Genomic DNA, 25,108 nt, shown 5'->3' on the forward strand with positions numbered 1-25,108 from the left:
CCTCTCGACACTCGGGATCGCGCCGCTCGTCGGCGGGCGGGGCGGCGGCACCGGAGGCGTCCCGCGCGGCCGCGAGCGGGTCGGCGCCCGGGGGCACCGCTTCGGCCGAAACCGCTTCACTACGCATGGGGCATTCCTCCCGCGGCTCACCTCGGCGGTCCGGACCCGCCGGACCGGCCGAGCAACCTCGCCGGCCGCCGCCCGGGGCCGCGGCCCCGGAGGCTCTCGGCGCCTCCCCGCCGGGCTGGAAGGGCGGCGGAGACGCGAGAACCGCCGTCGCCGCCAACCCGCCGGACTCCGGCGTGGTGAACGACCGACCTCTCTGCTGCGACGCGCCGCTGTGGTGCCGTTATGCCCGCCAGTCTATCTCCCGGGCCGGGGAATCCCCGCATGTCGGTGGGGTGGAGGCGGCCGGCGGAGCGGGTCCGGCGGGCGGCCCGGAGGCCGGCGCCGGACGCTGCCCGCTTCCGGTCAGACCGTGGTCAGCGCGTGCAGCTTCACGTCGGACAGCTTGTCGCGGCCGCTGAGGAAGGCGAGCTCCATCAGGACCGAGAATCCAACGACGGTACCACCGGCCCGCTGGACCAGCCGCACCGCGGCCCGCCCGGTACCACCGGTGGCCAGCACGTCGTCCACGATCAGGACGCGGCTGCCCGGGGCGATGGCGTCGGCGTGCATCTCGACCGTCGCGGACCCGTACTCCAGATCATAGGACTCGCCCAGTGTCCGCGCGGGGAGTTTTCCGGCTTTCCGGATCGGCACGAAGCCGGCTCCGAGCCGCAGCGCGACCGGCGCGCCGAGGATGAAGCCGCGGGCCTCCAGGCCCACCACCGCGTCCACGGTGCCGGGACCGTGGCCGGCGGTGAGTCCCTCGACCACGGCGGAGAAGGCCTCGGGGGCCGCCAGCAGCGGCGTGATGTCCTTGAACACCACCCCGGGCCGGGGGTGGTCGGGGATGTCGCGGACGTGCGCTTCGATGAGGGGGGTCAGGTCGTCGTGCGGCATGGCCTTCGCTGTTCTCGGGCTGCGGCTGGAGGGGACGGAAGAACGACGGTACCGGCCCCGCGGAGCGGAGCCGGTACGACCGGTGTGCGTCGTGTCCCGTTGTGGGGTTCCGGGCCGGCGGGCCGGCCCGCGGGGACTACGGCTTCGGGTTGTCGGAGTCGTCGGGCCCCCCGTTCCCGGGGAAGTCCGGCCGGTCCTCGACCGGGGTGTCGTCGGACGGCTCCTGCGGCGTGATGACGTCGCCGATTCCGGCCTTGACGATGCGGATACGGGTCCCGGGCGAGATCTCCAGCACCACGTCGCTGTCGTGGATCTCCACGACGGTGCCGTAGATGCCGGCCTTGGTGAGCACCTCGGTGCCCGGTCCCAGGGTGTTCTGCATCTGCAGCTCCTGCTGGCGGCGCTTCTGCTGGGGGCGCCAGAACAGCAGGTAGAAGACGACGATGATCAGGACGAACGGGATCAGCGTCTGCAGCAAGCTCGGTTGCTGAGCGGCTGCGGCGTAAGTCGTGAGCCCCTGCACGTGGGCGTCCTTCCTAGGGTTTCGCGGTGGCCGCGTGAGACTCGGCGGCGCACGGAGGGCATGCCCTGCTCCAACGAGCGGGACCCGCCCCGTGTTCCCCGGCGCCGCGTTCGGCGGGACGACTGGTCACGGCGGTGTGCACCTGGTCCGGTCCGGGCGCATGCGGCCGTCTGCATGCGGGTCGCCCTCCAGGGTACGCGGGAGTACCCCAATGGCCGGCCACCCAACACACCGGGAGGCAAGGCCTCGGTCCGTTCTCCGGAAACAGGCGGTCAAGGGCCGCCGTCCCCGGAATCGGCGGCAGCGGGGTCGCCGGCCGCCTCCGCCAGCGCGGCGGCGGCACCGAAGGCCGCGTCCGGCGGGGGCTCCAGGCCCATGTGCCGCCACGCCTCGGGGGTGGCCACCCGCCCGCGGGGGGTGCGCGCGACGAAGCCGGAGCGCACCAGGAAGGGTTCGGCCACCACCTCGACGGTCTCGGGCTCCTCGCCCACCGAGACCGCCAGGGTGGACAGGCCCACCGGGCCGCCCCGGAACCGCCTCAGCAGGGCGTGCAGCACGGCGCGGTCCAGCCGGTCCAGGCCCTGCTCGTCCACCTCGTACAGCTCCAGCGCGGCGCGGGCGGTCGCCAGGGTGAGCCGCCCGTCGGCACGGACCTCGGCGTAGTCGCGCACCCGGCGCAGCAGCCGGTTGGCGATGCGCGGTGTGCCGCGCGAGCGCCCGGCGATCTCGGCGGCCGCATCGCCGTCCAGCTCCGCACCGAGCAGCCCGGCCGACCGGTGCACGATGCGCTCCAGCTCCTCCGGCCGGTAGAAGTCCATGTGCGCCACGAAGCCGAACCGGTCCCGCAGCGGAGCGGGCAGCAGCCCGGCACGGGTGGTCGCGCCGACCAGGGTGAAGGGCGCGATCTCCAGCGGGATCGCGGTGGCGCCGGGTCCCTTGCCGACCACCACGTCCACCCGGTAGTCCTCCATGGCGACGTAGAGCATCTCCTCTGCGGGACGCGCCATGCGGTGGATCTCGTCGAGGAAGAGCACCTCGCCCTCGTGCAGGGTGGACAGCACGGCGGCGAGGTCGCCGGAGCGCTCGATCGCCGGCCCGGAGGTGATGCGCAGCGGCATGCCCAGTTCGGCGGCGATGATCATGGCGAGGGTGGTCTTGCCCAGGCCGGGCGGCCCCGACATCAGGACGTGGTCGGGCGCGCGGCCGCGGCGCTGGGCGCTGTGCAGCACGAGCGACAGCTGCTCGCGGACCCGTTCCTGGCCGACGAAGTCCGCCAACCGCCTCGGCCGCAGCGCCCCCTCGACCGCGCGGTCGTCGAGGTCGGCCTGGGGTGAGACCACGTCGCGGTCGTGCTCGGCCATGTCGAGATGCCCCCTGGGGAGTTGTTCCGTTCCGGCCCGGCTACCCACCGGGCACGCGCTAGGCCCGGCTCAGCTTGCGCAGGGCGCTGCGGAGCAGGACGGCGACGTCGGCCTCGCCGTCGGCCTCGCCGGCCACGGCGTCGGCCGCGCGCTCGGCGTCGCGGCTGGACCAGCCGAGGTTGACCAGCCCCGACACCACCTGCGGCCGCCAGGCCACCGGCGCCGGGGCCGGCTGCGCGCCCTCCGCCTGCGGCTCGCCGGCGGCGGCGCCGAGCTTGTCGCGGAGTTCGAGCACGATCCGCTGCGCCCCCTTCTTGCCGATGCCCGGCACCCGGGTGAGCGCCCCGGTGTCCTCGGTGGCCACGGCGCGGCGCAGCGCGTCCGGGGTGTGCACGGCGAGCATGGCGAGGGCGAGCCGCGGGCCGACCCCGCCGGCGGTCTGCAGCCGCTCGAACACGTCGCGCTCGTCGGCGTCGGCGAAGCCGTACAGCGTGAGGGACTCCTCGCGGACCACGAGCGAGGTGGCCACGGTCGCCGGCTCGCCGACCCGCAGCCGGGACAGCGTTGCCGGGGTGCACTGCACGGCCATGCCGACGCCGCCCACCTCGATGACGGCCGACCCGGCGCTGCGAGCGGCGACCCGGCCGCTCAGGGAGGCGATCACGACTGCTGCTCCTCGCTGTTCGACGCTGTCCGGCGGCAGGGGCGGCGGGCGGTCACCGGCCGCGCGCCTGGCGGGCGAGCTCCACCTTGCGGGCGAACTCCTGCTGGGCGCGGGCCACGCGCTGCTGTGCGCCGCCGCGCCAGATGTGGCAGATGGCCAGCGCCACGGCGTCGGCGGCGTCGGCGGGCCGGGGCGGGCCGTCCAGGTTGAGCAGCCGGGCGACCATGGTGCCCACCTGCGCCTTGTCGGCCCGGCCGCTGCCGGTGATGGCGGCCTTGACCTCGCTGGGGGTGTGCAGCGCCACCGGCAGGCCGCGGCGCGCGGCGCAGGCGATGGCGATGGCGCTGGCCTGGGCGGTGCCCATGACGGTGCTGAGGTTGTTCTGGGCGAAGACCCGCTCCACGGCGACGGCGTCCGGGCGGTGCTCGTCCAGCCACTGCTGCACGCCGTTTTCGACGCCGAGCAGCCGGGCGGGCAGCTCGTCGTCGGCCGGGGTGCGGATCGCGCCGGCCGCGACCAGGCCGAGCGGGCGTCCGACGGTTCCGTCCACCACTCCGACCCCGCACCGGGTCAGTCCCGGGTCGATCCCCAGCACCCGCACGCCGCTCCCCCGTCCCGGTCCCGCCTCGAACGTCCGTTCGCAGAGCCTACCGGGCGCCGGTGCCATCGGGGATCGGGGACACTCCCGCCCGGCGCCTCGGCGGCCGGGAGCGGCGGCCCCCGCGGTCAGCCGGTCAGCCGGTCAGCCGGTCAGCCGATCCGCTCCATGACGTCGTCGGGGATGTCGGCGTTGGTGAAGACGTTCTGCACGTCGTCGGAGTCCTCCAGGGCGTCGACGATGCGCAGCACCTTCTTGGCGTTCTCCTCGTCGACCGGGACCTCCAGGCTCGGCAGGAAGTTCGTCTCGGCGGACTCGTAGTCGATGCCGGCCTCCTGCAGGGCGGTGCGCACCGGGATGAGGTCGCCGGCCTCGCACACGACCTCGAACGCCTCACCGAGGTCGTTGACGTCCTCCGCGCCGGCGTCGGCGACCGCCAGCATGACGTCGTCCTCGCTGGTGCCCTCCTTGGGCACGATCACGACGCCCTTGCGGTTGAAGAGGTAGGACACCGATCCGGCGTCGGCCATGGAGCCGCCGTTGCGCGTGACCGCCACCCGCACCTCGGAGGCCGCGCGGTTGCGGTTGTCGGTCAGGCACTCGACCAGCAGGGCGACCCCGCCCGGGCCGTAGCCCTCGTACATGATGGTCTGCCAGTCGGCGCCGCCCGCCTCCTCACCGGCGCCGCGCTTGCGGGCGCGCTCGATGTTGTCCAGCGGGACGGAGTTCTTCCGGGCCTTCTGGATGGCGTCGTAGAGCGTGGGATTGCCCTCGGGGTCGCCACCACCCGTGCGCGCGGCCACCTCGACGTTCTTGATCAGCTTGGCGAAGAGCTTGCCCCGCTTGGCGTCGATGACGGCTTTCTTGTGCTTGGTGGTGGCCCACTTGGAGTGGCCGCTCATGCGTGTCCTTTCACCATGTCGACGAAGAGCCGGTGGATGCGCGCGTCCCCGGTGAGTTCGGGGTGGAACGAGGTCGCCAGGAGGCTCCCCTGCCGTACCGCGACGATCCTACCGGCCCGTTCTCCTCGCGGGACCTGCCCGAGCACCGCCACACCGGGGCCGACGGACTCCACCCACGGGGCGCGGATGAAGACCGCGTCGAACGGGTCGCCGGCCACGCCGTCGATCCGCACGGCCGCCTCGAAGGACTCCGTCTGCCGGCCGAACGCGTTGCGGCGCACCGTCATGTCGATCCCGCCGATGGTCTCCTGCCCGGCGGTGCCGTCGAGGATGCGGTCGGCGAGCATGATCATCCCGGCGCAGGTGCCGTAGGCGGGCAGGCCCGAGCGGACGTGCTTGCGCAGCGGCTCCATCAGGTCGTAGCGCACCGCGAGCTTGGACATGGTGGTCGACTCGCCACCGGGGACGACCAGCCCGTCGACACGGTCCAGCTGCTCCGCGCGCAGCACGGGCACGCTGCGCGCGCCGAGTCCGTCCAGGACGCGCTGGTGCTCGGCGACGTCGCCCTGCAGGGCGAGCACACCGATGGTGGGAGTGGCGGACAAGGGGCAACCTCACTCGCGTTGACCGCGGGGAGAAACGCGGCCCGCCCTGCCGGCGGACCGCGCTCCTCACCCTAGACGTTCCCGGACGGGCGCGGCGCCGCGCCGGGGCGCGGGCGGGCGTGCCCGCCCGGCTCCCCGGCCGCGCGCCGGCCGGCGCTACCAGCCGCGGCCGGCGTAGCGCTGGCTCTCGTCGAGCTCGTCCAGGTTGATGCCGACCATGGCCTCGCCGAGGCCGCGGGAGACCTTGGCGATGACCTCGGGGTCGTTGTAGTGCAGGGTGGCCTGCACGATGGCGTCCGCGCGCTTGGCCGGGTCGCCGGACTTGAAGATGCCGGAGCCGACGAAGACGCTCTCGGCGCCGAGCTGGCGCATGAGGGCGGCGTCGGCCGGGGTGGCGACACCGCCGGCGGAGAACAGCGGCACCGGCAGCTTGCCGAGGCGGGCCACCTCCTTGACGACGTCGTAGGGGGCGCGCAGCTCCTTGGCGGCCCCGAACAGCTCGGCCTCGTCCAGGGTGCCCAGGCGGCGGATCTCACCGCGGATCTGCCGCATGTGCCGGGTGGCCTCGACCACGTTGCCGGTACCGGCCTCGCCCTTGGAGCGGATCATGGCGGCGCCCTCGCCGATTCGCCGCAGCGCCTCGCCGAGGTTGGTCGCGCCGCAGACGAAGGGGACGGTGAACGCCCACTTGTCGATGTGGTAGGCCTCGTCGGCGGGGGTGAGGACCTCGGACTCGTCGATGAAGTCGACGCCGAGCGCCTGCAGCACCTGCGCCTCGACGAAGTGGCCGATGCGCACCTTGGCCATGACCGGGATGGAGACGGCCTCGATGATGCCGTCGATCATGTCGGGGTCGGACATGCGCGCCACACCGCCGTCGCGGCGGATGTCGGCGGGCACCCGCTCCAGCGCCATGACGGCGACGGCGCCGGCGTCCTCGGCGATCTTCGCCTGCTCGGGGGTGACCACGTCCATGATCACACCGTTCTTGAGCTGTTCGGCCATGCCGCGCTTGACACGGGTGGTTCCGACCGTGCTCTCGGTCGGGTTCTCAGCGGTGTTGGCCACGGTTGCGGACTCCAAGTTCTGAACGGACACGGATGCGCGGAGGATGGATCTGGTCATCGCGCCGGCCGGAGGCCGTTCCTGCGCTCTTTCCATGGTAGGTCCTCCGTCATTCCGGGTTTCATGACATATCGGCATAAGCGGCGCGATGCTCCCGCCATCCTGTCCGCTGCCGGTCGGCGGGCGGCCCGGCGGGTCACCCCCGGCCGCCGATGTCCGGCGGTTCGTCGTCGATCTCGAAGAACTCCGGCAGCGGCGCGCGGCCGGCCAGCCTCAGCACCCGGACCAGCCTGCCGGCGCGGGCCTCGCGGGTCGCGGCGACCGCGTCGTTGTAGAACCGGCGCGCGATGTGGACCCGCTTGGCGGCGGCCTCCACCTCGGCGAGCAGATCGTCGCCGTCCGGCGCGGCGCCCTCGCCCAGCCCCTCGCGCAAGCCCGGCTGGTCGAGCACCGCGCGCAGCGCCCGCGACAGGCTGCTCTCGGCCAGCTCCCGCTCGCGCGCCCCCCCGGCGCGCCGCGCCCGCCCGGCCGCGTCGGCGAGCAGCACCCGTGACGCGGGCTCCAGCTCGCTGGCGGCGGCCAGCTCCAGGACCACCGCGCTGCGCCGCAGCAGCGCGGCGTCGAGGGCGGCGTGCGCCGTCTCCACGCGGGTGTGCAGCCGGTCCAGCCGCCCGGCCCGCCACGAGACGTAGAACGACAGCAGCACCAGCAGGGCGAACACCGTCGTGACGGTGGAGACGATGTCGGCGAGCATCGCGGGCGGCTCCTGGCCTACTGGGGGTCGGCGCGGCCGACGGTGACCGGACGGGCGTGCGCGGTTCCGGCGGGCATCACCGTCTCGTAGACGCGGACGACGTCCGCTGCGACGGTGCGCCAGTCGTAGCCGCGCACCGCCGCCCGGGCCGCCGCGGAGAGCTCCCGGCGCCGCCGCGGGTCGTCCAGGACCTCGCCGGCCGCCCGCGCGAGGGCCGCGGGGTCGCCCGCCTCGAACAGCGCGCCGGCGGCGCCGTCGCGCAGCACATGGCGGAACGCCGGGATGTCGCTGGCCAGGATCGCCGCCCCCGCCGACATCGCCTCGGTGAGGACGATGCCGAAGCTCTCCCCGCCGGTGTTGGGGGCGCAGAAGAGGTCGACGGAGTGGTAGACGCGCGCCTTGTCCGCGTCGTCCACCCGGCCGAGCAGCGCCACGCGGTGCCGCAGCTCCGGATCGACCCTGCCCAGCGCCTCGCGCGGGTCGCCGGGGCCGGCGAGGAGCAGCCGCAGCCCGGGCCGCTCCCGGCCGAGCTGGTTGAAGGCGCGCAGCAGCACCGGCAGCCCCTTCCGGGGCTCGTCCATGCGGCCGAGGAAGCCGATGGCGCCGCCCGCGCCCGGCCAGCCCTCCAGCGGGTCCGCCCGCTCGAAGCGGCGCACGGCGACCCCGTTCGGGATGAGCACGGCGTCGCCGCCGAGGTGCTCCACCAGGGTGCGGCGCGCCGCGTCCGATACCGCGATCCGGCCGTTGATCCGCTCCAGGGCGGTGCGCAGCGCGGCGGCCGACACCGACATGGCGCGCGAGCGCGGATTGGAGGTGTGGAAGGTCGCGACGATCGGGCCGTCGGCCACCCAGCACGCCAGCAGGGACAGGCTCGGGGCGGCGGGCTCGTGCACGTGCAGCACGTCGAACCGGCCGTCGCGGATCCAGCGCCGCACCCGCGCGGCGGCGCGGAACCCGAAGGCCAGCCGGGCCACCGACCCGTTGTAGGGAACCGGCACCGCGCCGCCGGCCGACACGATGTGGGCGGGCAGTTCCGTACCGGGTTCGCACGGGGTCAGCACCGAGACGTGGTGGCCCATGCCCATGAGCGCCTCGGCGAGATCGCCGACATGCTGCTGCACCCCTCCGGGGACCTCCCACGTATAGGGGCAGACCAGACCGACACGCATCGACTCACCGCATACTCAACCAGGCGAACGGGCCATAACGGCGGCCCCTTGACCTGGCATGGCGGACGGCGCCGGTGTCTCGGGGCTTCACCCCAAGTTATCCGGGGACGGCGGTGGACGCCGGTATTCCCCCAGGTCCGCGGCGAAGACCCGCTGCAGCATATGCCAGTCCTGCGGGTGCGCGGCGATGGCCTCCTCGAAGACCTCCGCGAGCCGCTGGGTCATGGCGCGCACCCGGGCGGGGCGCTCCGGCACGTCGGGGGCCAAAATCTCCTCGTGCACCCGGATCCGCAGGTAGGGGCCGTCGTACCACAGGGACACCGGCATGAGCGCGGCGCCGGTGCGCTCGGCCAGCGCGGCCGGGCCCGCGGGCAGCCGGGCGGGCTCCCCGAAGAGGGTCACCTCGACGCCGGTGGCGGTGAGGTCCCGGTCGGCCAGCAGGCACACCAGTCCGCCGGCCCGCAGCCGGCGGGCGAGCCGCCCCGCGGTGCTGTGCTCGCCGCCGGTCAGCGGCAGCACCTCGATCCCCAGGCCGGCGCGGAAGGCGGTGAACCGCTCGAACAGCCGCTCCGGGCGCAGCCGCTCGGCGACGGTGGTCGGCGAGGAGCCCCGCAGCGCGATCCACGCCCCCGCGTGGTCCCAGTTGCCCATGTGCGGCAGCGCGGCGACCACTCCGCGCCCGGCCGCCAGGTGCGCCTCCAGCGCCTCGATACCGGTGCAGCGGGTCCGGTCGAGGATGGTGGCGCGGTCCATGGCCGGCATCCGGAACGCCTCGTACCAGTAGCGGAGGTAGGAGCGCATCCCGGCACGCGACAGGGCGCGCAGCCGCTCCGGCGGCACGTCGGCACCGACCACGCGGCGCAGGTTGGCCTCCAGGCGCCGCACCCCGGCCGTACGGCGCCGCCACGCGAAGTCGGCGATCCGGGTGAACGTCCAGCGTCCGACGGGCTCGGGAACCCGGCGCGCCAGCGCCCAGCCCGCGCCGAAGGCCGCCGCGGCCAGCCGTTCCGCCATGCCCCTCCTCGTCCTCCCCGTGCGCCGCGGTCAGGGGCTGCCGGCGGTGCTCGCCTCCAGGAGCCGGGCGCGGGTCTCCACCAGGCGCTGCACGATGGTCACCGCGCTGAGGACCGCGAGCAGCCACAGGCCGCCGGCCAGGACGTAGGGGACGCCCAGGCCGTGCAGCCCGACCGCGACGAGCACCACGATCAGGCGCTCGGTGCGCTCGGCCACGCCGACGTCGCAGTTGACGCCCAGCCCCTCGGCGCGGGCCTTGATGTAGGACACTCCGAAGCCGCCGACCATGCAGAACAGTGCGACGCCGGCGAGCACCGGGTCGTCGCCCTCGGTCATGAACCACAGCAGCAGACCGGAGAAGACCGCGGCATCGGACAGCCGGTCAAGGGTGGAGTCGAGGAAGGCGCCCCACTTGCTGGTGGTGCCGGTGGCGCGGGCGACCGCGCCGTCGAGCATGTCGAAGAGCACGAAGACCGTGATCACGAGCGTGCCGACGTAGAGATCGCCGCGCGGATAGAAGAAGAGCGCGCTCACGACGACTCCGGCGGTGCCCACGAGCGTGACCATGTTGGGGGTGACCCCCAGTCGGGCCAACCCCCTGCCGATCGGGTGCAGCAGCCGGGCGAGTGCGGGTCGCAGGATTCTCAGCATGACTGCTTCAGATCGTAGAGCGCGCTGGACGCCTGCGGGACGTCACCTCCGGGCGGCGCGGCGCCCGGCCCGGTCGGCGCGGCGACACCGGCCGGACGCGCTGCGCCGCCTCCCCGCGACCGTCCGACCGGCGGCGCTGACCGGCGGCAGCGGGGCGACGCCGCAGGTCCGGGGCGGTGCGGGCCCCGCACAGGCCTTCGGCGTGCGTCCCGGCCCGCGGCGGCGACGCACCCCCGCCGGCCGTCCGCGCGCCGCGCGGAACCGGCCCCGGGACGGCACCCCCGCCCGCACAGCCGACCAAACGTGACCCACATCACAGAAGCGGCCAGGGGTTTCGGTCGGCCGCGACCGGACGGCGGGGCCGGCTCCGGCGGCGCCGGCCGCCATGTCGGGGGCGCGTTCGGAGCGGAGGCGCGCGGCGGACGGCGCCGGATCGGCATCCCGGCACCGGCGGCGTCCGGACCCGCGTCCTCGCCAGGCGGCGGTCGCGAGCGGACGCGGCCGGACCGGTCGCCTCAGCCGGCCGACCCCGATCCCGCGATCGCGCGCACCCGCCAGCGCCGTCAGCGACTCCGAGTGCGGGGCGGCCGGGATCCAGGACGGCCGGGCCGGCCGGGCTCAGCCCGCCGGCCAGTGCCCGGCGAGCGCGTCCCGGGTCTGCCGCAGCAGCTGGGGAAGGACCTTCGTCCGGCCGACGACCGGCATGAAGTTGGTGTCGCCGCCCCATCGCGGCACCACGTGCTGGTGCAGGTGCGCGGCGATCCCGGCGCCCGCGACGGACCCGAGGTTCATGCCGACGTTGAAGCCCTGGGCGCCGGAGGCCGACCGCAGCGCCGTGATGGCGTCCTGGGTGAGCGCGGCCACCTCGGCGACCTCGGCCTCGTCCAGCTCCGTGTAGTCGGCGACATGCCGGTAGGGGCAGACCAGCAGGTGCCCGCTGTTGTACGGGTACAGGTTGAGCACCACGAACGCCGTCTTCCCGCGCGCCACGACGAGGCCTTCCTCGTCGGGCAGCCCCGGGACGCGGCAGAAGGGGCAGCCGTCCTCGGGCCCGGATCCGCTCGGCTTGTTCTCGCCCTTGATGTAGGCCATCCGGTGCGGGGTCCACAGCCGGTCGACGCCGTCCGCCTCCCCGACGCCTTCGCTGGGGGGCGCGCCCTCGCGGACGGCCGGGTCGTCAGTGCTCATACCGGCAAGCATAGGAGTTCGCCGCGCCCGGCGCCCCCGGGCGCGGCCCGCACCGGGTCAGCCCTCGGCGGCCGGCCGCGCGGCGGCCTCGTCCCCGGCACCGGACGGTGCCGCGGGAGCGGTCTCGGCGTAGCGGCTGCTCAGCTTGACCGGCTGGCCGACCAGTCCCCGCTTGCGGCGGCGGCGCTTGGCGGCCGCGAGGTTGAGCACCTCGACGAAGAGCGAGAAGCCCATGGCGGTGTAGATGAGCGCCTTGTCGATGTGGAAGCCGAGACCGTCGGCGACCAGCGTCATACCGATCAGCAGCAGGAAGGCCAGGGCCAGCATCTTCACCGTGGGGTGGTTCTGGACGAAGCGGCTGAGCGGCCCGGAGGAGACGAGCATGACGATCACCGCGATGACCACGGCGGCCACCATGACCCAGATGCCGCCCGGCTGGTCGCCGATCATCCCGACCGCGGTGATGACGGAGTCGATGGAGAAGACGAGGTCGAGCGCGACGATCTGCGCGATGACCGCTCCGAAGGAGGCGTGCACCTTGGAACCGGCGTGGCCCTCCTCCCCTTCGAGGCTCTCGTGGATCTCGTAGGTGCCCTTGGCGATGAGGAACAGACCGCCCGCGAGCAGGATCAGCGACTTGCCGGAGAACTCGATGCCGAGGAGTTCGAACAGCGGCGTGTCCAGCTGCATGATCCAGGTGATCGAGGCGAGCAGGCCCAGGCGGGCGATCAGCGCCAGTCCGATCCCGAGCTTGCGGGCGCGGTCGCGCTGGTGCGGGGGAAGCTTGTCCGAGAGGATCGAGATGAAGACGAGGTTGTCGATGCCGAGGATGATCTCCAGCGTGACCAGCGTCAAGAAGCCAACGATCAGGTCGGTGGGCATGGCGTCAGTCAACTCCGGGGGATCACGGGATCGGGCGACAGCGGTGAGAATCTAGGGAAGCCCACATAAGTAACACATAAAGTCACGCGCGGTCACCGCGCCGGGCCCCCGCACCCCAAAGCACCGATACCCGCGGTGGGCACCGGCCGAAACCCCCGTCCGGGGATCCGCACCGCGTTTCCGTCCCGGAGTCCCCCGCGCCCGCCCGGCGGGCGGGCGCGGGGGACGGGGTCACACGCCGAGCAGCGTGCGCAGGTGGCGCGGCGGTGGCGAGCCGTGCGCCAGCATGGCGTCGTGGAGCTCCCGCCGGCCGGCGCCCGGCCGCGCGGCGGCGAGGTCCCGGGCGAGGTCGGCGACCTCGCGGTAGCCGACGTAGTAGGTGGCCAGCTGGGCGCTGGTGAGCTGGGCGCGGCGCCACTTGCCGACCGCCTCGCCCTCCTCCTGGTGGCCGCGCTCGACCAGCAGCTCCATCGCGGCCGCCTCCGTGAGGTCGCCGGCGTGCACGCCGACGTCGAGGATCGCGTTGAGGATGACGCGGAGCCGGGTCTTGAGCTGGAACAGCCGCAGCGCGAGGTCGGCGCTGTCCGTCCAGCCGGCGCCGGCGACCAGCTCCTCCGCGTACACCGCCCACCCCTCGACGAACGGCCCGCTCCACAGCGCGTGCCGGATCCGGGTGCCGCCGGTGTAGCGCGCCGCGTGCGCGAGCTGCAGGGCGTGGCCGGGGACGCCCTCGTGGACCATGAGGTTGCGCAGCATGTGCGCGTTGTACTCCCGGTAGAAGGAGTCGCGGCGCTCCCGGGGCCAGTCGTCCGGCGGCGGGGCGACCGCGATGAGCGTCACGCCGCCCGGTGGCGCGAGCGGCCCGGGGGGATCGCAGTAGGCGACGGCCACACCGCGGTGCGACTCCGGCATGGGGATGATCCGGGCCTCGTCCCGCGTGACCGTCACGAGGTCGAGTTCGGCCACCCGGGCGAGCAGGTGCCGGTGCGCCTGCTCGCACAGCGGGCGCAGGGAGTCCGCGTCGGTGGCGGCCTCCTCGGTGAGCCGGTCCAGCACCGCGCGCACCTGGCCGATGTGGGCGGGGCGGCCGTCGTAGGCCGCCGCGACCTCGGCGATCTCCTCTTCCGTGGCGATCAGGTCGCTCTCGGCCCGGGTCAGCAGCGTGTCCGGGGTCAGCTCGGAGTCGAGCGTGTACCACAGCTGCGCGGCGTAGGCGCGGGCGCCGAGCCGCGGGTCGGCGGCGGCCGTCTCCAGACGGTTCTCCAGCCACGAGGCGTGCTCGGCGAGCGCGGCCCGCGCGGTCTCGCGCGCGGCCTCGACCTCGCGCCGCAGCGCCGGCGCGGCTCGCCCGCTCCCGGCGGAGGCGGCCGACTCCAGCAGCGCGTCCAGCTCCGGGCCGAGCAGCGCCGCCGTCCCCCGGGTCTGCCCGACGGCGGTCTCCACGTGCGGGCGCGGCATACCGGGACCGTCGTCCAGCCGGGCGCGCGCGGTGGCGAGGAAGTCCGGAACCGCCCGGCACCGGGCGGCGAGCGCGCGCAGCCGTTCCTCGGCGGGCAGCGTGTCGCGGGCGATGAGCTGGTAGAGCGCGTCGCCGGGGCTGTGCCGCAGCGGGTCCCAGGTATGCTGCCGCAGCTCGCTGAGCCGCCACATGTCGGCGGTGAGCCGGGAGCGCAGCAGTTCGAGGTCCACCCGGTCCGGGAGGGGCAGCAGGGTGTCGTCGATCTCGTCCAGCGCGCCGAGCGCGTCGGCGAGCATGGCGACCCGCCGTCCGTCGGCGTCGGCGGAGTGGTCGGCGAGCCGGTCGGCGAACCGGAGGTCGCCGAGCTCCCCGGCCCACTCGGGGGCGTCGGAGAGCAGCTCCTCCAGGATGCGGTCGCCCACGGCGCGGAACCGGTCGGTCATGGCGTTCGTGCCCGGGCCGGGCTCAGGGATAGTCATCACCCGCCATGGTGCCCGGTTTGCGGCCGAAGGGCACGTGGGAGTCAACCGGTGACCCCGCGTGCTGGATCAACGCGACGTCAAGGCCCCGGTTTCCGCTCGGCGAACGACGTTGTGTCGATGGTGACATCGAACGGTTCGGGCAAGTGGAGGTCGTCACCGATCCGCACCTTCATTTGGCGGCGGTATACGCCGTCATGCGGTTCCTCGAAGAGAGTGATGGTCTCGTCAAGGGTGTCGATCAACAGATAGAAAGGCACAGCGGCGACGGCGTAGCCATGGAGTTCGCGGACTCGATCATCATGCGCATTGCCCGGCGAGGTGATCTCTGCGGCCAGCACCAGCGACGAGGCGGGGAACAACCATTCATCGTCCGGCACCGCAGCATCATCAACGACCGCCAGGTCAGGGATGTAGCGCTCGTCAGTACCCGGCATATCGAAGGTGACGGTGACGTATGACGCAAGATGGCTCGGCGCCACATCCACCAGCGATCGATACAAGGCCAGCGCGATCCGCGTGTGGCGGTTGACCGGCGTTGGTGAGACGACTATCCGTCCCCTGATGATCTCGACCCGGTAGCCCTTGGGCACATCCAGGTGGTCCGCAACCTGGGCCAGGGTCAGTGCGGCAGGCCGCACCGCGAGCAATGTCGCCTCCTCCTGAGTCCCGTTATCGTCGGTCATGACTCTCATCATGCCCTGCCGCCGTCCGCAGGGAAATGATCAAGATCGGGGGGCTCTGACATGCGTGTTTCCCGAATCGTGGACCTGAGCCACCCGCTCGGCCGCACCACCCAGGTCTACCCCGGTGATCCCGTCCCGGTCCTGACGACCGTCGCGACGGTCGAGCGCGACGGGTACCACGTCACCCACGTGTCGATGAGTTCGCAGAGCGGCACACACGCCGACGCGCCGTACCACTTCTTCTCCGACGGCACGCGGATCGATCGGCTCGACCTGCGGCTGTTCACCGGACCGGCCGTGGTGGTCGACGTGACCGGGCGGCCGGCGCGCTCGGCCATCGGGACGGACGACCTCGCGCCGTACCGGTCCCTGCTGCGGCCGGGGACGATCGTGCTGCTGCACACCGGGTGGTCGGTCTACCACGGCACCGACCACTACTTCGCGCACCCGTACCTCAGCGGCGCGGCGGCGGCCGAACTCGTCGCGGTGGGGATCCGCACCATCGGAATCGACGCGCCGAGCCCGGACCGCACCCCGGCCGCCGGGGAGACGGCCGGCGACTGGCCGGTACACCGGCGGGTGCTCGGCGCGGGCGGCACCCTCATCGAGAACCTGTGCCGGCTCGCGGAGATCGACTTCCCCGACCCGCTGTTCAGCGCCGCGCCGATCGCGCTGGAGGGTGCCGATGGCGCCCCGGTGCGCGCGATGGCATTGCGGGTCGGCTGAGCCCGGACACGGCGGAGCGGGCCGCACCCGGAGGCGCGGCCCGCTCATCGCCCGGCGGCCGGATCGCCGCTACCGGCGCTCGCGCACCGCCGTCACGATCTCGGCCACGGCCTGGTCGATGGGGACGCCGTTGTTCTGCGAACCGTCGCGGTACCGGAAGGACACCGCGTCCTTGCTGACGTCCTCGTCACCGGCCAGCAGCATGTACGGCACCTTGGACTTCTGCGCGTTGCGGATCTTCTTCTGCATCCGGTCGTCGCCGGCGTCGACCTCCACCCGGATGCCCTCGGCGCGCAGCCGGTCGGCCACCCGCTCCAGGTACGGGACGTGCTCGTCGGCGATCGGGATGCCGACGGCCTGGACGGGCGCCAGCCACGCCGGGAAGGCGCCGGCGTAGTGCTCCAGCAGGACGGCGAAGAACCGCTCGATGGAGCCGAACAGCGCGCGGTGGATCATGACCGGCCGCTGCCGGGAACCGTCGGAGGCCTGGTACTCCAGGCCGAACCGCTTGGGCTGCTGGAAGTCGACCTGGATGGTGGACATCTGCCAGGTACGGCCGATGGCGTCCCGGGCCTGCACGGAGATCTTCGGGCCGTAGTAGGCGGCGCCGCCCGGGTCGAGGACGAGTTCGAGGTTCTGCTTCTCGGCGGCCTGCCGCAGCACCTCGGTGGCCTCCTCCCACTCCGCCGGCTCACCGATGAACTTGTCGGAGTCGCCCCGGGTGGACAGCTCCAGGTAGAAGTCACTGAGCCCGTAGTCGCGGAGCAGGTCGAGCACGAAGGTGAGCAGCGCGTCGAGCTCGCCCGGCATCTGCTCCTTGGTGCAGTAGATGTGGGAGTCGTCCTGGGTGAACCCGCGCGCCCGGGTGAGGCCGTGCACGACCCCGGACTTCTCGTAGCGGTACACCGTCCCGAACTCGAACAGCCGCAGCGGCAGCTCGCGGTAGGACCGCCCGCGCGCCCGGAAGACCAGGTTGTGCATCGGGCAGTTCATGGCCTTGAGGTAGTAGTCCGCGCCCTCGAACTCCATGGGCGGGAACATGGAGTCGGCGTAGTGCGGCAGGTGGCCCGAGGTCTCGTACAGCTTGCCCTTGGAGATGTGCGGGGTGTTGACGAACTCATACCCCGCCTCCTCGTGGCGGCGGCGGGAGTAGTCCTCCATGACCCGCCGGATCACGCCGCCCCTGGGGTGGAACACCGCCATGCCGGACCCCAGCTCCTCCGGGAAGGAGAACAGGTCGAGCTCCGCGCCGAGCTTGCGGTGGTCGCGCTTCTCCGCCTCCTCCAGGAAGGTGAGGTAGGACTTCAGCGCGTCCCTGCTCTCCCACGCGGTGCCGTAGATGCGCTGCAGCTGCGGGTTGCGCTCGCTGCCCCGCCAGTAGGCCGCGGCCGAGCGCATCAGCTTGAAGGCCGGGATGACGCGGGTGGTGGGCAGGTGCGGACCGCGGCAGAGGTCCTTCCAGCACAGTTCGCCGGTGCGCGGGTGCAGGTTGTCGTAGATGGTGAGCTGGCCGGCGCCCACCTCCACGGAGGCACCCTCGGCGGCGTCGCCGGCGCCGCCCTTCAGGCCGATCAGCTCCAGCTTGTACGGCTCGTCGGCGAGCTCCTCGCGCGCCGCGGCGTCGCTGACCGCCCGGCGGGAGAACCGCTGCCCCTGCTTGACGATCTCCTGCATCTTCTTCTCGATGCGCTTGAGGTCGTCGGGGGTGAAGGGCTCGGCGACGTCGAAGTCGTAGTAGAAGCCGTTCTCGATGGGCGGGCCGATGCCCAGCCTGGCCTCGGGGAAGAGCTCCTGCACCGCCTGCGCGAGCACGTGCGCGGTGGAGTGCCGCAGGATGGCGCGGCCGTGCTCGGAGTCGACGGCGACGGGCTCGACGGCGTCGCCCTCGGCGAGCTCGTGGTCGAGGTCGCGCGGCTCGCCGTTCACGAGGGCCGCGATGACGGTCCGCCCGTCGGCCTCCAGCGCCGCGCCGGCCGTCGTCCCGGCCGCCACCACACGCTCGGTTCCGGCGAGGGTGATACGCAGCTCAGGTACGGCCGACACGGTGACTCCTTCGAGGTTCTCGGTGCTGACGCGGCACCGGGTGCGTCCGGCGCCGTGGCTGCTGTCGATGCTATCGGCAAACCGCACGGACACGACCGGATCAAGGTCCGCGCTTGACCCGCGACTGACCTCGGGTGATTCTCGGACGACCCACACCAAACCCCACCAGTGATCGGGCCGTTATTGTGGAACACATGTCACCGCGTCCCGCAGCCGACACCGACCGGCCGACACCGGCGATGCCCTCCGGGCGCACCCGGTCCCGCCGCTGGCGGCGCCTGCGCACCCGTGTGCGCGTCTGGCGCATACGCATGCACTCCCACCCGGTCCTGCACTGGACCTGGCGCACGGTCGTCACCGTCGTCGGCGGTGTCAGCCTGATCGCCGGGATCATCATGTGCGTGACGCCGGGTCCGGGTATCGGGGGCATCATCCTGGGCCTCGCCATCCTGGCCACCGAGTACGCGTGGGCGCGCGGCCTGCTGAACCGCGCCCGGAGGTGGGCGCACCAGGCCAAGGACAGCGCGGTGCGGACCCAGCGGCGGCGGCGCGAGCGCCGGGGTCTGCGCCGCCTTCGCTCCCCCGGCTAGCCGTCCCGCCGCGCGTGGGAGGAGTCCCACCGTGCGCGGGGCCGCCGTGGCGCGCGAGCATCCCAGGTGACGACCGGCCGCCTCCGTGGAGAGGTGCGGCCGCGCGGGACCCGGGGAGAGCGCGCGGACGTCCGGCAGGCCGTGACCAGCTCCGCAACGCAGAACGCCGGTCCCGTGGGACCGGCGTTGGGTGTGGTGGGCGATACTGGACTCGAACCAGTGACCTCTTCGGTGTGAACGAAGCGCTCTAGCCGTCTGAGCTAATCGCCCGGGTGTGGCGCCCGCCCCGTGGGGCGAACAAGTAAGACTCTAGCGCATCCGAGAGGGTGCGCGATCCACCTTCACCCCCACACGACCCCCGGTACTGTGATCGACATCACATCCCTGCTTTGACAGCGGACGACCAAAGGTACGTAAAGCGCGAAACCGCCCCAAGCGCCGGCAATATGGACGTTCGCCGCAGCCGCCCGACACCCCGCGCCACCCTTGGGAGTGACCTGGGACACAGATGAGGAGGAAATTACTGGTTTCCGCAGCTCATTACAGTGGCGAGAGGTCGGGGAAGAGGTGGCGACACGCCCCTTCACGGCCCGAGTCAAAAAGATTCACGGTTGCGCGTCATAGATATCGACCGGCCACGTGGGAGCGGGTGAGACAGCAACCCACCCGCACAGCGCGGGGCTGGACGAGAAAAGGTTTGGCGAACATGAACAGTAGCGGCACCACTGCGACCGCCGAGCTCGGCCTTCGGCTCGTCGTGCCCGACCGCACGGCGGTTCCTCTGGTCGCACGGCTCGACTACACGGCCGACGACCCCTACGCCATCAAGGTGGCGTTCCACGTCGGCGAGGACGAGCCCGTCGAGTGGATCTTCGCCCGCGAGCTGCTGACCGTCGGCATCGTGCGATCCGTCGGCGAGGGCGACGTCCGCGTCTGGCCGTCCAAGGAGTCGGGCGAGCGCATGATCAACATCGCGCTGTCCTCGCCCTTCGGACAGGCCCAGTTCGACGCCAGCATCTCGCCGCTGGCGGAGTTCCTGCACCGCACGTACGAGATCGTCCCGGCCGGCGAGGAAGCCGACTTCGTGGACCTCGACGCGGAGATCGAGCAGCACCTCTGCCCCTGACCCACTGACGCGTCAGGGCGGTCGGCGCCCCGCGCACGGTCATCCACCGCTCTCGGGTGATCGCGTGATCCCGTGCGCCCACTATCCCGGACTTCTCTCCGCAGACCCGTCGCCTGGTTTACCCGCCACTATCGGCCGCAAAACACCTACGACGCTGCGATTCGCCGGAATGCCGCGACTCTCCTCAGTCGCGGCATTCCGCGTTTCCACGGCGATCCGGCACGGCCGCGCGGGGCCGCGCCCGCTCCGCCTACGGGTCGAGGTCGGCCGCGCCCCGCTCCGCGAACACCGCCATCGCCTTGCGGGTGACGGGTCCCGGCGCCTCCGGCAGTGCCCGTCCGTCAATGGCCCGGATCGGCTGGACATCGCGCCCGGTGGAGGTCAGGAACGCCTCCGTGACGTCGGGCAGTGCCGACATCGGGAGGTCGGCCTCCTCGCCGCCGCACCACTCCAGGACGAGTTCCCGGGTGATCCCGGCCAGCGGGCCGGCGGACAGCGGCGGCGTGACCAGCCGGCCGCCGGCGACCACGAAGATGTTGCTGCCGGTGCCCTCGCACAGGTTCCCCGCTGTGTTGGCGAAGATCGCCTCACCGCCGCCCCGCCGGCGCGCGTAGTCCAGGGCCAGCACGTTCTCCGCGTACGACGTGGTCTTGAGACCCGCGAGCGCGCCGTTCTCGTTGCGGGTCCACGGCACCACGGTGACGTCCACCGACGCAGCCGGGGTGGGGAACGGCGCGACGGCGACCACGTACGTCAGGTCGCCGCCGGTCCGCTCGGAGCCGAGCGGACCCGGGCCAGCCGTCACGGTGATGCGGACCCGCGCCGGGTCGGCCCCCGCGTTGGCGTCCAGCGCCTGGCGCACCCCGTCGGCGAGGAGGTCGAGGTCGGGGGCGGTCAGCCCCAGCCCCGCGGCCGAGCGCGCCAGGCGGCGCAGGTGCCTCGTGAGGGCGAACGCCTGCCCGCCCACCGCCTTGACCGTCTCGAAGATTCCGTCGCCGACGGTGATCCCGTGGTCCAGCACCGGGACCCTGGCCTCCTCCGCGGCGACCACCCGGCCCGCGCCGTATCCGGCGCCGGCGATCCACACCTGCATGGTGTCCTCACTCCCCCGTTCACTCGCCACCGAAAGGCCTCCGTCCCGTTCCCGCGCCACGGAAGGCGCTTCTCGCCTTCACGCGCCACGGGAGGCGCTTCTCCCGTTCACACGCCACGGGAGGCGCCTCTCCCGTTCACACGCCACGGGAGGCTGCTCCCGTTCACACGCCACGGGAGGCGCTTCTCCCGTTCATGCGCCACGGGAGGCTGCTCCCATCCATTTGGCCGTGGCCTGATCCTGCCACGTCCGGTGGCCCGCGGGTCGGGGTCCCCGAAGAATCGCTTCCGCTGGCTCCCGGCGCGCCCGCGCCCCCTCCGAACTGCGGCGGCGGCATCCCGGTCCGCGCGGGGTGTCGCGCCAGTACGGTTACGGACCAGTACGGTGACCGTCCCGCGCGGTCGCGCGCCCGGCCGCGCGGCGCGCACCGCCCCGGAATCCCATAAGTTACGAATGACTATCATCTGGGCAACACTTGCGGGACACGCCCACCCCAGACATACCGGGCACCCCGCGGCGCCGCAGCGCGGTGTCCAGTTCCCACCCGCTACCGAAACAGATCAAGAGAGCCATGACCCCACGGAGCACCGCCCCTGGCGAACTGAGCTGGCTGCTCGATGACCTCCTCACCCGTGCGGAGGGTACGCACCACGCCATCGTGCTGTCGACGGACGGCCTGCTGATGGCCTCCTCCAGCCGACTCGACCGCGCGGCGGCCGAACACCTCGCGGCCATCGCCTCGGGACTGCACAGCCTGGCCGGCGGCGCCAGCAAGCAGTTCGGCGCCGGCGGCATCCGGCAGAGCATCATCGAAATGGACGAGGCGTTCCTCTTCGTCGCCGCCGCCGGCGAGGGCGCCTGCATGGCCCTCCTCGCCCACTCCGAATGCGACGTCGGCCTCGTCGCCTACGAGATGAACAAGGTCATCCAGCGGGTCGGCCAGTACATGAGCGCACCGCCGCGGCCCGACATGCCCACGACTCCCGCGCACGTCGAACGCTGACCGGCGCCGGGGCGGGAGCGGCGTCCGCCGCCCGGCCGGGGTCGGCCGGGCGGCGCGGGATCTTGCCTGCCAGGGGCTTTCGAGTTTGTACCGCCGCGGGAATCCGCTAGAGTTCATAGCGCAGCGAGGGCAGCCCTCCCGGACCACCGGGAGGCCCGGCACCCGCCGCGCGGACGTGGCTCAGCTGGTAGAGCATCACCTTGCCAAGGTGAGGGTCGCGGGTTCGAATCCCGTCGTCCGCTCGAACAACACCGACCATGAGGATCCATCTCATGGCGCGCGGACGTGGCTCAGCTGGTAGAGCATCACCTTGCCAAGGTGAGGGTCGCGGGTTCGAATCCCGTCGTCCGCTCGGAGAAGCCGCAGGGGTGTCACTCGCGGACCTCAACGGTAACTCGTGGCGGAGTGGCCGAGTGGCTTAGGCAAGGGACTGCAAATCCCTGTACACGGGTTCGATTCCCGTCTCCGCCTCCACAACGGAACGCGGGCGATTAGCTCAGTGGGAGAGCGCTACCTTGACACGGTAGAGGTCACTGGTTCAATCCCAGTATCGCCCACCAACTTCATAGCAGGTCAGAGAGTTCCTCTGCCTCGCTTGTTCGATCGAGATGATCAGGCCCGGATGGGAGATATCCGGGAGATCGCCTTCTCAGCGGGCTCCTCCGGGAGCCCGTTTCTCATGGTCGCGCTGTCTTCCTCCAGCAGCGGAACCGCGGCCAACAGCCGTTCCCGGTCCCGTTCCGAGACCGTCCACGCCGTCCCACCCGAGGGTTTCGAGCACACTCCGTATCCGCTGCCGCATGGCCGGGGTGACGTGCTCGTAGCCGTCGGCCGTCCCCGGCACCCCGCGTCCCGACCGGGCCGCCCGCGCGATCTCAGCGGACGCCCTCCTGGGCGCGCGGGGTGTGCTGGCTGTGCCGCCCCTCGTTGAACGTGAAGTGCGGGACCGGCCACCGGAACACGTTGGAGAAAACGCCCCGCACACGCGGGCGGCGCGGAGTACGGCCACCGCGACCACTTCGGCACGAGGCTCCGGTCCGGCAGGGGCGGGACACGGTCGGAACGGGCGCGAGGCCTGATCCACTCCAGGTCGATCACCTGGTCTCAGCCCACGGGTCATGCCGCCAGCCGGCGGGGGCTACCTCACCACGGGAGCCGGGCTGGCCGGATACGGCCCCTCTTGAGCGTCATGACATGTGATGAGATGAATTCGGCGGCTTCTCAGGCAGGACGAGGCGCTGGAGGCGTCATGATCGACCTGGGCAGGTACGGCACGGCGTTCGTCGACAACCCCTATCCCGTCTACGCCGAACTGCGGGAACGCGGACCGGCGCACCACGTCCGGCTGCCCACCGGGCAGGAGGTGTGGCTCGTCGTCGGCTACGAGGAGGCACGGGCGGCGCTGGCCGACCCCCGCCTCACCAAGGACTGGCGCCGGGCGGCCGGGCTGGGCAGCGACGTCGAAGGGCCCCTGGGCATCCACATGCTCACCGCCGATCCGCCGCAGCACACCCGGCTGCGCCGGCTGGTGGCGCGGGAGTTCACCCCGCGCCGGATCGAGGCCCTGCGCCCCCGGGTGCACCGCATCACCGAGGAGCTGCTGGACGCCTTCCCCGCCTCCGGCCGCGTCGACCTGGTGGACGCCTTCGCCTTCCCGCTGCCGATCACCGTCATCTGCGACCTGCTCGGGGTGCCGTTCCTGGACCGCTCCTCCTTCCGGGCCTGGACCCAGGAGCTGCTCGCCCCGACCGACGGGGAGCGGTCGCGCGAGCGGACGCTTCCCCTCATGCGCGACTACCTAACCGACCTGATCGCCCGGAAGCGCACCGAACCCGGCGACGACCTGTTCAGCGCCCTCATCCGCACGACCGACGAGGACGGCGACCGCCTCTCGGCCGGCGAACTGCGCGCGATGGCCTTCCTCCTGCTCGTCGCCGGCCACGAGACCACCGTCAACCTCATCGCCAACGGAATCCTCGCGCTGCTCACCCACCCCGAGCAGATGGCGGCGCTGGTCGCTGACTGGTCCCTGCTGGACGGCGCGGTGGAGGAGATGCTGCGCTACGACGGACCCGTGGAGCACGCCACGTCCCGCTTCACGCTCGAACCCGTTCAGGTCGGCGACCAGGTGATTCCCGGCGGCGGCGCCCCCGTGCTGGTCGTGCTCGCCGCCGCCGACCGGGACCCGGCCCGCTTCCCCGGCGCCGACGCCTTCGACATCCGCCGGCCGGCCGGCGGGCACCTCGCGTTCGGCCACGGCATCCACTTCTGCCTGGGCGCGCCCCTGGCCCGCATGGAGGGGCGGATCGCCGTGCGCGCGCTGCTGGAGCGCCACCCCGACCTGGCCTTGGACGTCCACCCGACCGCCCTCGCCTGGCGGCGCGGACTGGTCCGGAGCATGAGCGAGCTCCCGGTGCGCCTCGGCCCGGCGCGGGTGGCCGCCGCTCCTTCGGCCGGCTAGCGCGGGTGTCAGCCGCGTGGCAGCACCAGCCCCAGGACGGAGTCCAGCCGCGCCCAGTCGCTGGTCACCATGGTCGCGTTGGCCGCGGCCAGCCGCTCGACCCGCTCGGTGGCCTCCTGCTCGCCAGGTGAGACCGGGTCGATCGCCGGCGGCACCGCGTGCGCCGAGGTCATGACGAGCAGGTAGTTGCCGGCCGCGTACCAGGACGTGTCGATGCCGCCGCCCGCCAGGTAGGTCGCGGCGCTGCCGTCGAAGACCACGAACCACGGCCGGATGCTCTCGTCCGGGTAGCGCTCCCGGGGGTCCCCGGCCTGGGCGCCGAGTACGGCGGGGAAGGCCGCCGCCCGGTCGAGGCCGCCGGCGGCGGCCAGGTCGCGCAGGTGGCGGCCGTACTCCTCGTCGGTCCAGAGGTCGTCGAACGGGTTGCCCTGCTCGAAGGTGCCGGGGATGAGTTCGATGAGGAAGCGTCCGGCGAGGGCGCCGCGGTCGGCCCAGTCTCCGGCGGCGGCCGCGGCGTCCAGCGTGGCATGGCCGCCGAGCAGGTCGGCCGGGCGGTACACGGCGTCGCCGAGCGTGTCGCCGACCAGCGCGTCGAACTCGGCGGGGCCGAGGCCGCCCGCGGCGTGGAAGCCGTCCTTCATCTCGATCTTCAGCACGATCGGCCGGTGGTCCGGGTTGGCGTCGTGCCAGGTGCGGATGTCGGTGAGGCAGGCGCGGAGGTCCTTGTTGACGCCGCCCTCGCGCAGCCGGCCGGGCTCGGTCGCGCCGGCGCAGTTGTTGCTCTGCCCGACCAGCTCGTGGTTGACCCGCCAGCGTCCGACGAGTTCGTCGGTCCAGACGTCGATCTCCAGCAGCCCCGCGCCCGAGTCCAGCGCGTCGGCGAAATAGGGGAACATGGAGCGCTCGTAGGCGTTGTGCAGGCCGACCGAGGTGGTGGCCGTCAGCGGGGCGGCCTCGGCGTGGGCGGGGGGAGCCGCGGCCAGCAGCAGGCTGGCGGCGACGGCGCCGCCGAGCAGCGGGGCGGCGGAGCGCGAACGGGGCACGGGGGATCTCCTTGGGGC

At 72.8% G+C, this 25,108-nt stretch carries 24 protein-coding genes and 5 tRNA genes; 9 read left to right on the forward strand and 20 right to left on the reverse strand.

What is annotated here, in order from left to right:
• Positions 1–471: 471 nt before the first annotated feature.
• The 16 genes from DEF28_RS16420 to DEF28_RS16495 form a co-directional block, all read right to left on the reverse strand.
• Positions 472–1,005: an adenine phosphoribosyltransferase gene (locus DEF28_RS16420; RefSeq protein WP_114398134.1), complete on the reverse strand. Its 534-nt coding sequence runs from the start codon at positions 1,003–1,005 to the stop codon at positions 472–474.
• Between the two features lie 136 nt (positions 1,006–1,141).
• On the reverse strand, positions 1,142–1,528 hold the full coding sequence (yajC, locus tag DEF28_RS16425) for a preprotein translocase subunit YajC (RefSeq protein WP_114398135.1): 387 nt from the start codon (positions 1,526–1,528) through the stop codon (positions 1,142–1,144).
• 272 nt (positions 1,529–1,800) lie between these two features.
• Positions 1,801–2,889, reverse strand: coding sequence for a Holliday junction branch migration DNA helicase RuvB (gene ruvB / locus DEF28_RS16430; protein ID WP_114398136.1), 1,089 nt, complete (start codon positions 2,887–2,889; stop codon positions 1,801–1,803).
• A 58-nt stretch (positions 2,890–2,947) separates the two neighbouring features.
• Positions 2,948–3,553, reverse strand: coding sequence for a Holliday junction branch migration protein RuvA (gene ruvA / locus DEF28_RS16435; RefSeq protein ID WP_114398137.1), 606 nt, complete (start codon positions 3,551–3,553; stop codon positions 2,948–2,950).
• A gap of 52 nt (positions 3,554–3,605) precedes the next feature.
• Positions 3,606–4,154 (reverse strand): crossover junction endodeoxyribonuclease RuvC, encoded by a 549-nt coding sequence (ruvC, locus tag DEF28_RS16440; RefSeq protein ID WP_114398138.1) that lies wholly within the window; start codon positions 4,152–4,154, stop codon positions 3,606–3,608.
• A 149-nt stretch (positions 4,155–4,303) separates the two neighbouring features.
• The gene (locus tag DEF28_RS16445) at positions 4,304–5,053 is read right to left on the reverse strand and encodes a YebC/PmpR family DNA-binding transcriptional regulator (protein WP_114398139.1); all 750 of its coding nucleotides are present in this window, start codon (positions 5,051–5,053) and stop codon (positions 4,304–4,306) included.
• Positions 5,050–5,658 (reverse strand): pyridoxal 5'-phosphate synthase glutaminase subunit PdxT, encoded by a 609-nt coding sequence (pdxT, locus tag DEF28_RS16450; protein ID WP_114398140.1) that lies wholly within the window; start codon positions 5,656–5,658, stop codon positions 5,050–5,052. Before pdxT ends, DEF28_RS16445 begins: the two co-directional genes overlap by 4 nt.
• Positions 5,659–5,814: 156 nt before the next feature.
• A complete protein-coding gene (gene pdxS / locus DEF28_RS16455) occupies positions 5,815–6,741 on the reverse strand; it encodes a pyridoxal 5'-phosphate synthase lyase subunit PdxS (RefSeq protein ID WP_374058149.1) in 927 nt (308 codons plus the stop codon).
• A gap of 178 nt (positions 6,742–6,919) precedes the next feature.
• Positions 6,920–7,477 (reverse strand): hypothetical protein, encoded by a 558-nt coding sequence (locus DEF28_RS16460; protein ID WP_114398142.1) that lies wholly within the window; start codon positions 7,475–7,477, stop codon positions 6,920–6,922.
• 17 nt (positions 7,478–7,494) lie between these two features.
• Entirely contained in the window at positions 7,495–8,646 is a 1,152-nt protein-coding gene (locus DEF28_RS16465) for a glycosyltransferase family 4 protein (RefSeq protein ID WP_114398143.1), read from the reverse strand.
• Positions 8,647–8,733: 87 nt separating this feature from the next.
• Positions 8,734–9,660, reverse strand: a complete 927-nt coding sequence (locus tag DEF28_RS16470) for a phosphatidylinositol mannoside acyltransferase (RefSeq protein ID WP_114398144.1) — start codon at positions 9,658–9,660, stop codon at positions 8,734–8,736.
• 30 nt (positions 9,661–9,690) lie between these two features.
• Positions 9,691–10,311, reverse strand: a complete 621-nt coding sequence (gene pgsA / locus DEF28_RS16475) for a phosphatidylinositol phosphate synthase (protein ID WP_114398145.1) — start codon at positions 10,309–10,311, stop codon at positions 9,691–9,693.
• Positions 10,312–10,929: 618 nt separating this feature from the next.
• Entirely contained in the window at positions 10,930–11,499 is a 570-nt protein-coding gene (locus DEF28_RS16480) for an HIT family protein (protein WP_114398146.1), read from the reverse strand.
• A gap of 57 nt (positions 11,500–11,556) precedes the next feature.
• Complete coding sequence (locus DEF28_RS16485) at positions 11,557–12,381, reverse strand: TerC family protein (RefSeq protein WP_114398147.1); 825 nt, start codon at positions 12,379–12,381, stop codon at positions 11,557–11,559.
• A 231-nt stretch (positions 12,382–12,612) separates the two neighbouring features.
• Positions 12,613–14,283 carry a DUF885 domain-containing protein gene (locus DEF28_RS16490; RefSeq protein ID WP_114398148.1) on the reverse strand — a complete coding sequence of 557 codons (1,671 nt, stop codon included), beginning with the start codon at positions 14,281–14,283 and terminating at the stop codon, positions 12,613–12,615.
• A gap of 116 nt (positions 14,284–14,399) precedes the next feature.
• Positions 14,400–15,005: a Uma2 family endonuclease gene (locus DEF28_RS16495; RefSeq protein WP_158562855.1), complete on the reverse strand. Its 606-nt coding sequence runs from the start codon at positions 15,003–15,005 to the stop codon at positions 14,400–14,402.
• Positions 15,006–15,065: 60 nt separating this feature from the next.
• On the opposite strand from DEF28_RS16495, the gene DEF28_RS16500 reads away from it, so the two are divergent.
• On the forward strand, positions 15,066–15,731 hold the full coding sequence (locus DEF28_RS16500; protein WP_114398150.1) for a cyclase family protein: 666 nt from the start codon (positions 15,066–15,068) through the stop codon (positions 15,729–15,731).
• A gap of 69 nt (positions 15,732–15,800) precedes the next feature.
• On the opposite strand, the gene thrS is transcribed toward DEF28_RS16500, so the two are convergent.
• A complete protein-coding gene (gene thrS, locus DEF28_RS16505; protein WP_114398156.1) occupies positions 15,801–17,774 on the reverse strand; it encodes a threonine--tRNA ligase in 1,974 nt (657 codons plus the stop codon).
• Positions 17,775–17,968: 194 nt separating this feature from the next.
• Here thrS and DEF28_RS16510 point away from each other — a divergent pair, with 194 nt between their 5' ends.
• Complete coding sequence (locus tag DEF28_RS16510) at positions 17,969–18,364, forward strand: PGPGW domain-containing protein (RefSeq protein ID WP_309485815.1); 396 nt, start codon at positions 17,969–17,971, stop codon at positions 18,362–18,364.
• Between the two features lie 193 nt (positions 18,365–18,557).
• On the opposite strand, the gene DEF28_RS16515 is transcribed toward DEF28_RS16510, so the two are convergent.
• Positions 18,558–18,634 (reverse strand) — tRNA-Val (locus DEF28_RS16515).
• Positions 18,635–19,070: 436 nt separating this feature from the next.
• Here DEF28_RS16515 and DEF28_RS16520 point away from each other — a divergent pair.
• Complete coding sequence (locus DEF28_RS16520) at positions 19,071–19,490, forward strand: SsgA family sporulation/cell division regulator (RefSeq protein WP_114398151.1); 420 nt, start codon at positions 19,071–19,073, stop codon at positions 19,488–19,490.
• A gap of 250 nt (positions 19,491–19,740) precedes the next feature.
• On the opposite strand, the gene DEF28_RS16525 is transcribed toward DEF28_RS16520, so the two are convergent.
• Positions 19,741–20,583, reverse strand: coding sequence for an aminotransferase class IV (locus tag DEF28_RS16525; protein WP_114398152.1), 843 nt, complete (start codon positions 20,581–20,583; stop codon positions 19,741–19,743).
• Positions 20,584–21,154: 571 nt separating this feature from the next.
• On the opposite strand from DEF28_RS16525, the gene DEF28_RS16530 reads away from it, so the two are divergent.
• The 6 genes from DEF28_RS16530 (at position 21,155) to DEF28_RS16560 (ending at position 24,047) form a co-directional block, all read left to right on the forward strand.
• Entirely contained in the window at positions 21,155–21,586 is a 432-nt protein-coding gene (locus DEF28_RS16530) for a roadblock/LC7 domain-containing protein (protein ID WP_114398153.1), read from the forward strand.
• Between the two features lie 169 nt (positions 21,587–21,755).
• A tRNA-Gly gene (locus DEF28_RS16535) sits at positions 21,756–21,828 on the forward strand.
• A gap of 37 nt (positions 21,829–21,865) precedes the next feature.
• A tRNA-Gly gene (locus DEF28_RS16540) sits at positions 21,866–21,938 on the forward strand.
• Between the two features lie 47 nt (positions 21,939–21,985).
• Positions 21,986–22,060: transfer RNA gene (locus tag DEF28_RS16545), tRNA-Cys, on the forward strand.
• A gap of 11 nt (positions 22,061–22,071) precedes the next feature.
• Positions 22,072–22,146, forward strand: a tRNA-Val gene (locus DEF28_RS16550).
• Between the two features lie 689 nt (positions 22,147–22,835).
• Positions 22,836–24,047 (forward strand): cytochrome P450 family protein, encoded by a 1,212-nt coding sequence (locus DEF28_RS16560; RefSeq protein ID WP_181874312.1) that lies wholly within the window; start codon positions 22,836–22,838, stop codon positions 24,045–24,047.
• An 8-nt stretch (positions 24,048–24,055) separates the two neighbouring features.
• On the opposite strand, the gene DEF28_RS16565 is transcribed toward DEF28_RS16560, so the two are convergent.
• Complete coding sequence (locus tag DEF28_RS16565) at positions 24,056–25,090, reverse strand: phosphatidylinositol-specific phospholipase C domain-containing protein (RefSeq protein WP_114398155.1); 1,035 nt, start codon at positions 25,088–25,090, stop codon at positions 24,056–24,058.
• Between the last annotated feature and the right edge of the window lie 18 nt (positions 25,091–25,108).

The organism is Marinitenerispora sediminis, from assembly GCF_003336425.1.
GTDB lineage: Bacteria > Actinomycetota > Actinomycetes > Streptosporangiales > Streptosporangiaceae > Marinitenerispora > Marinitenerispora sediminis.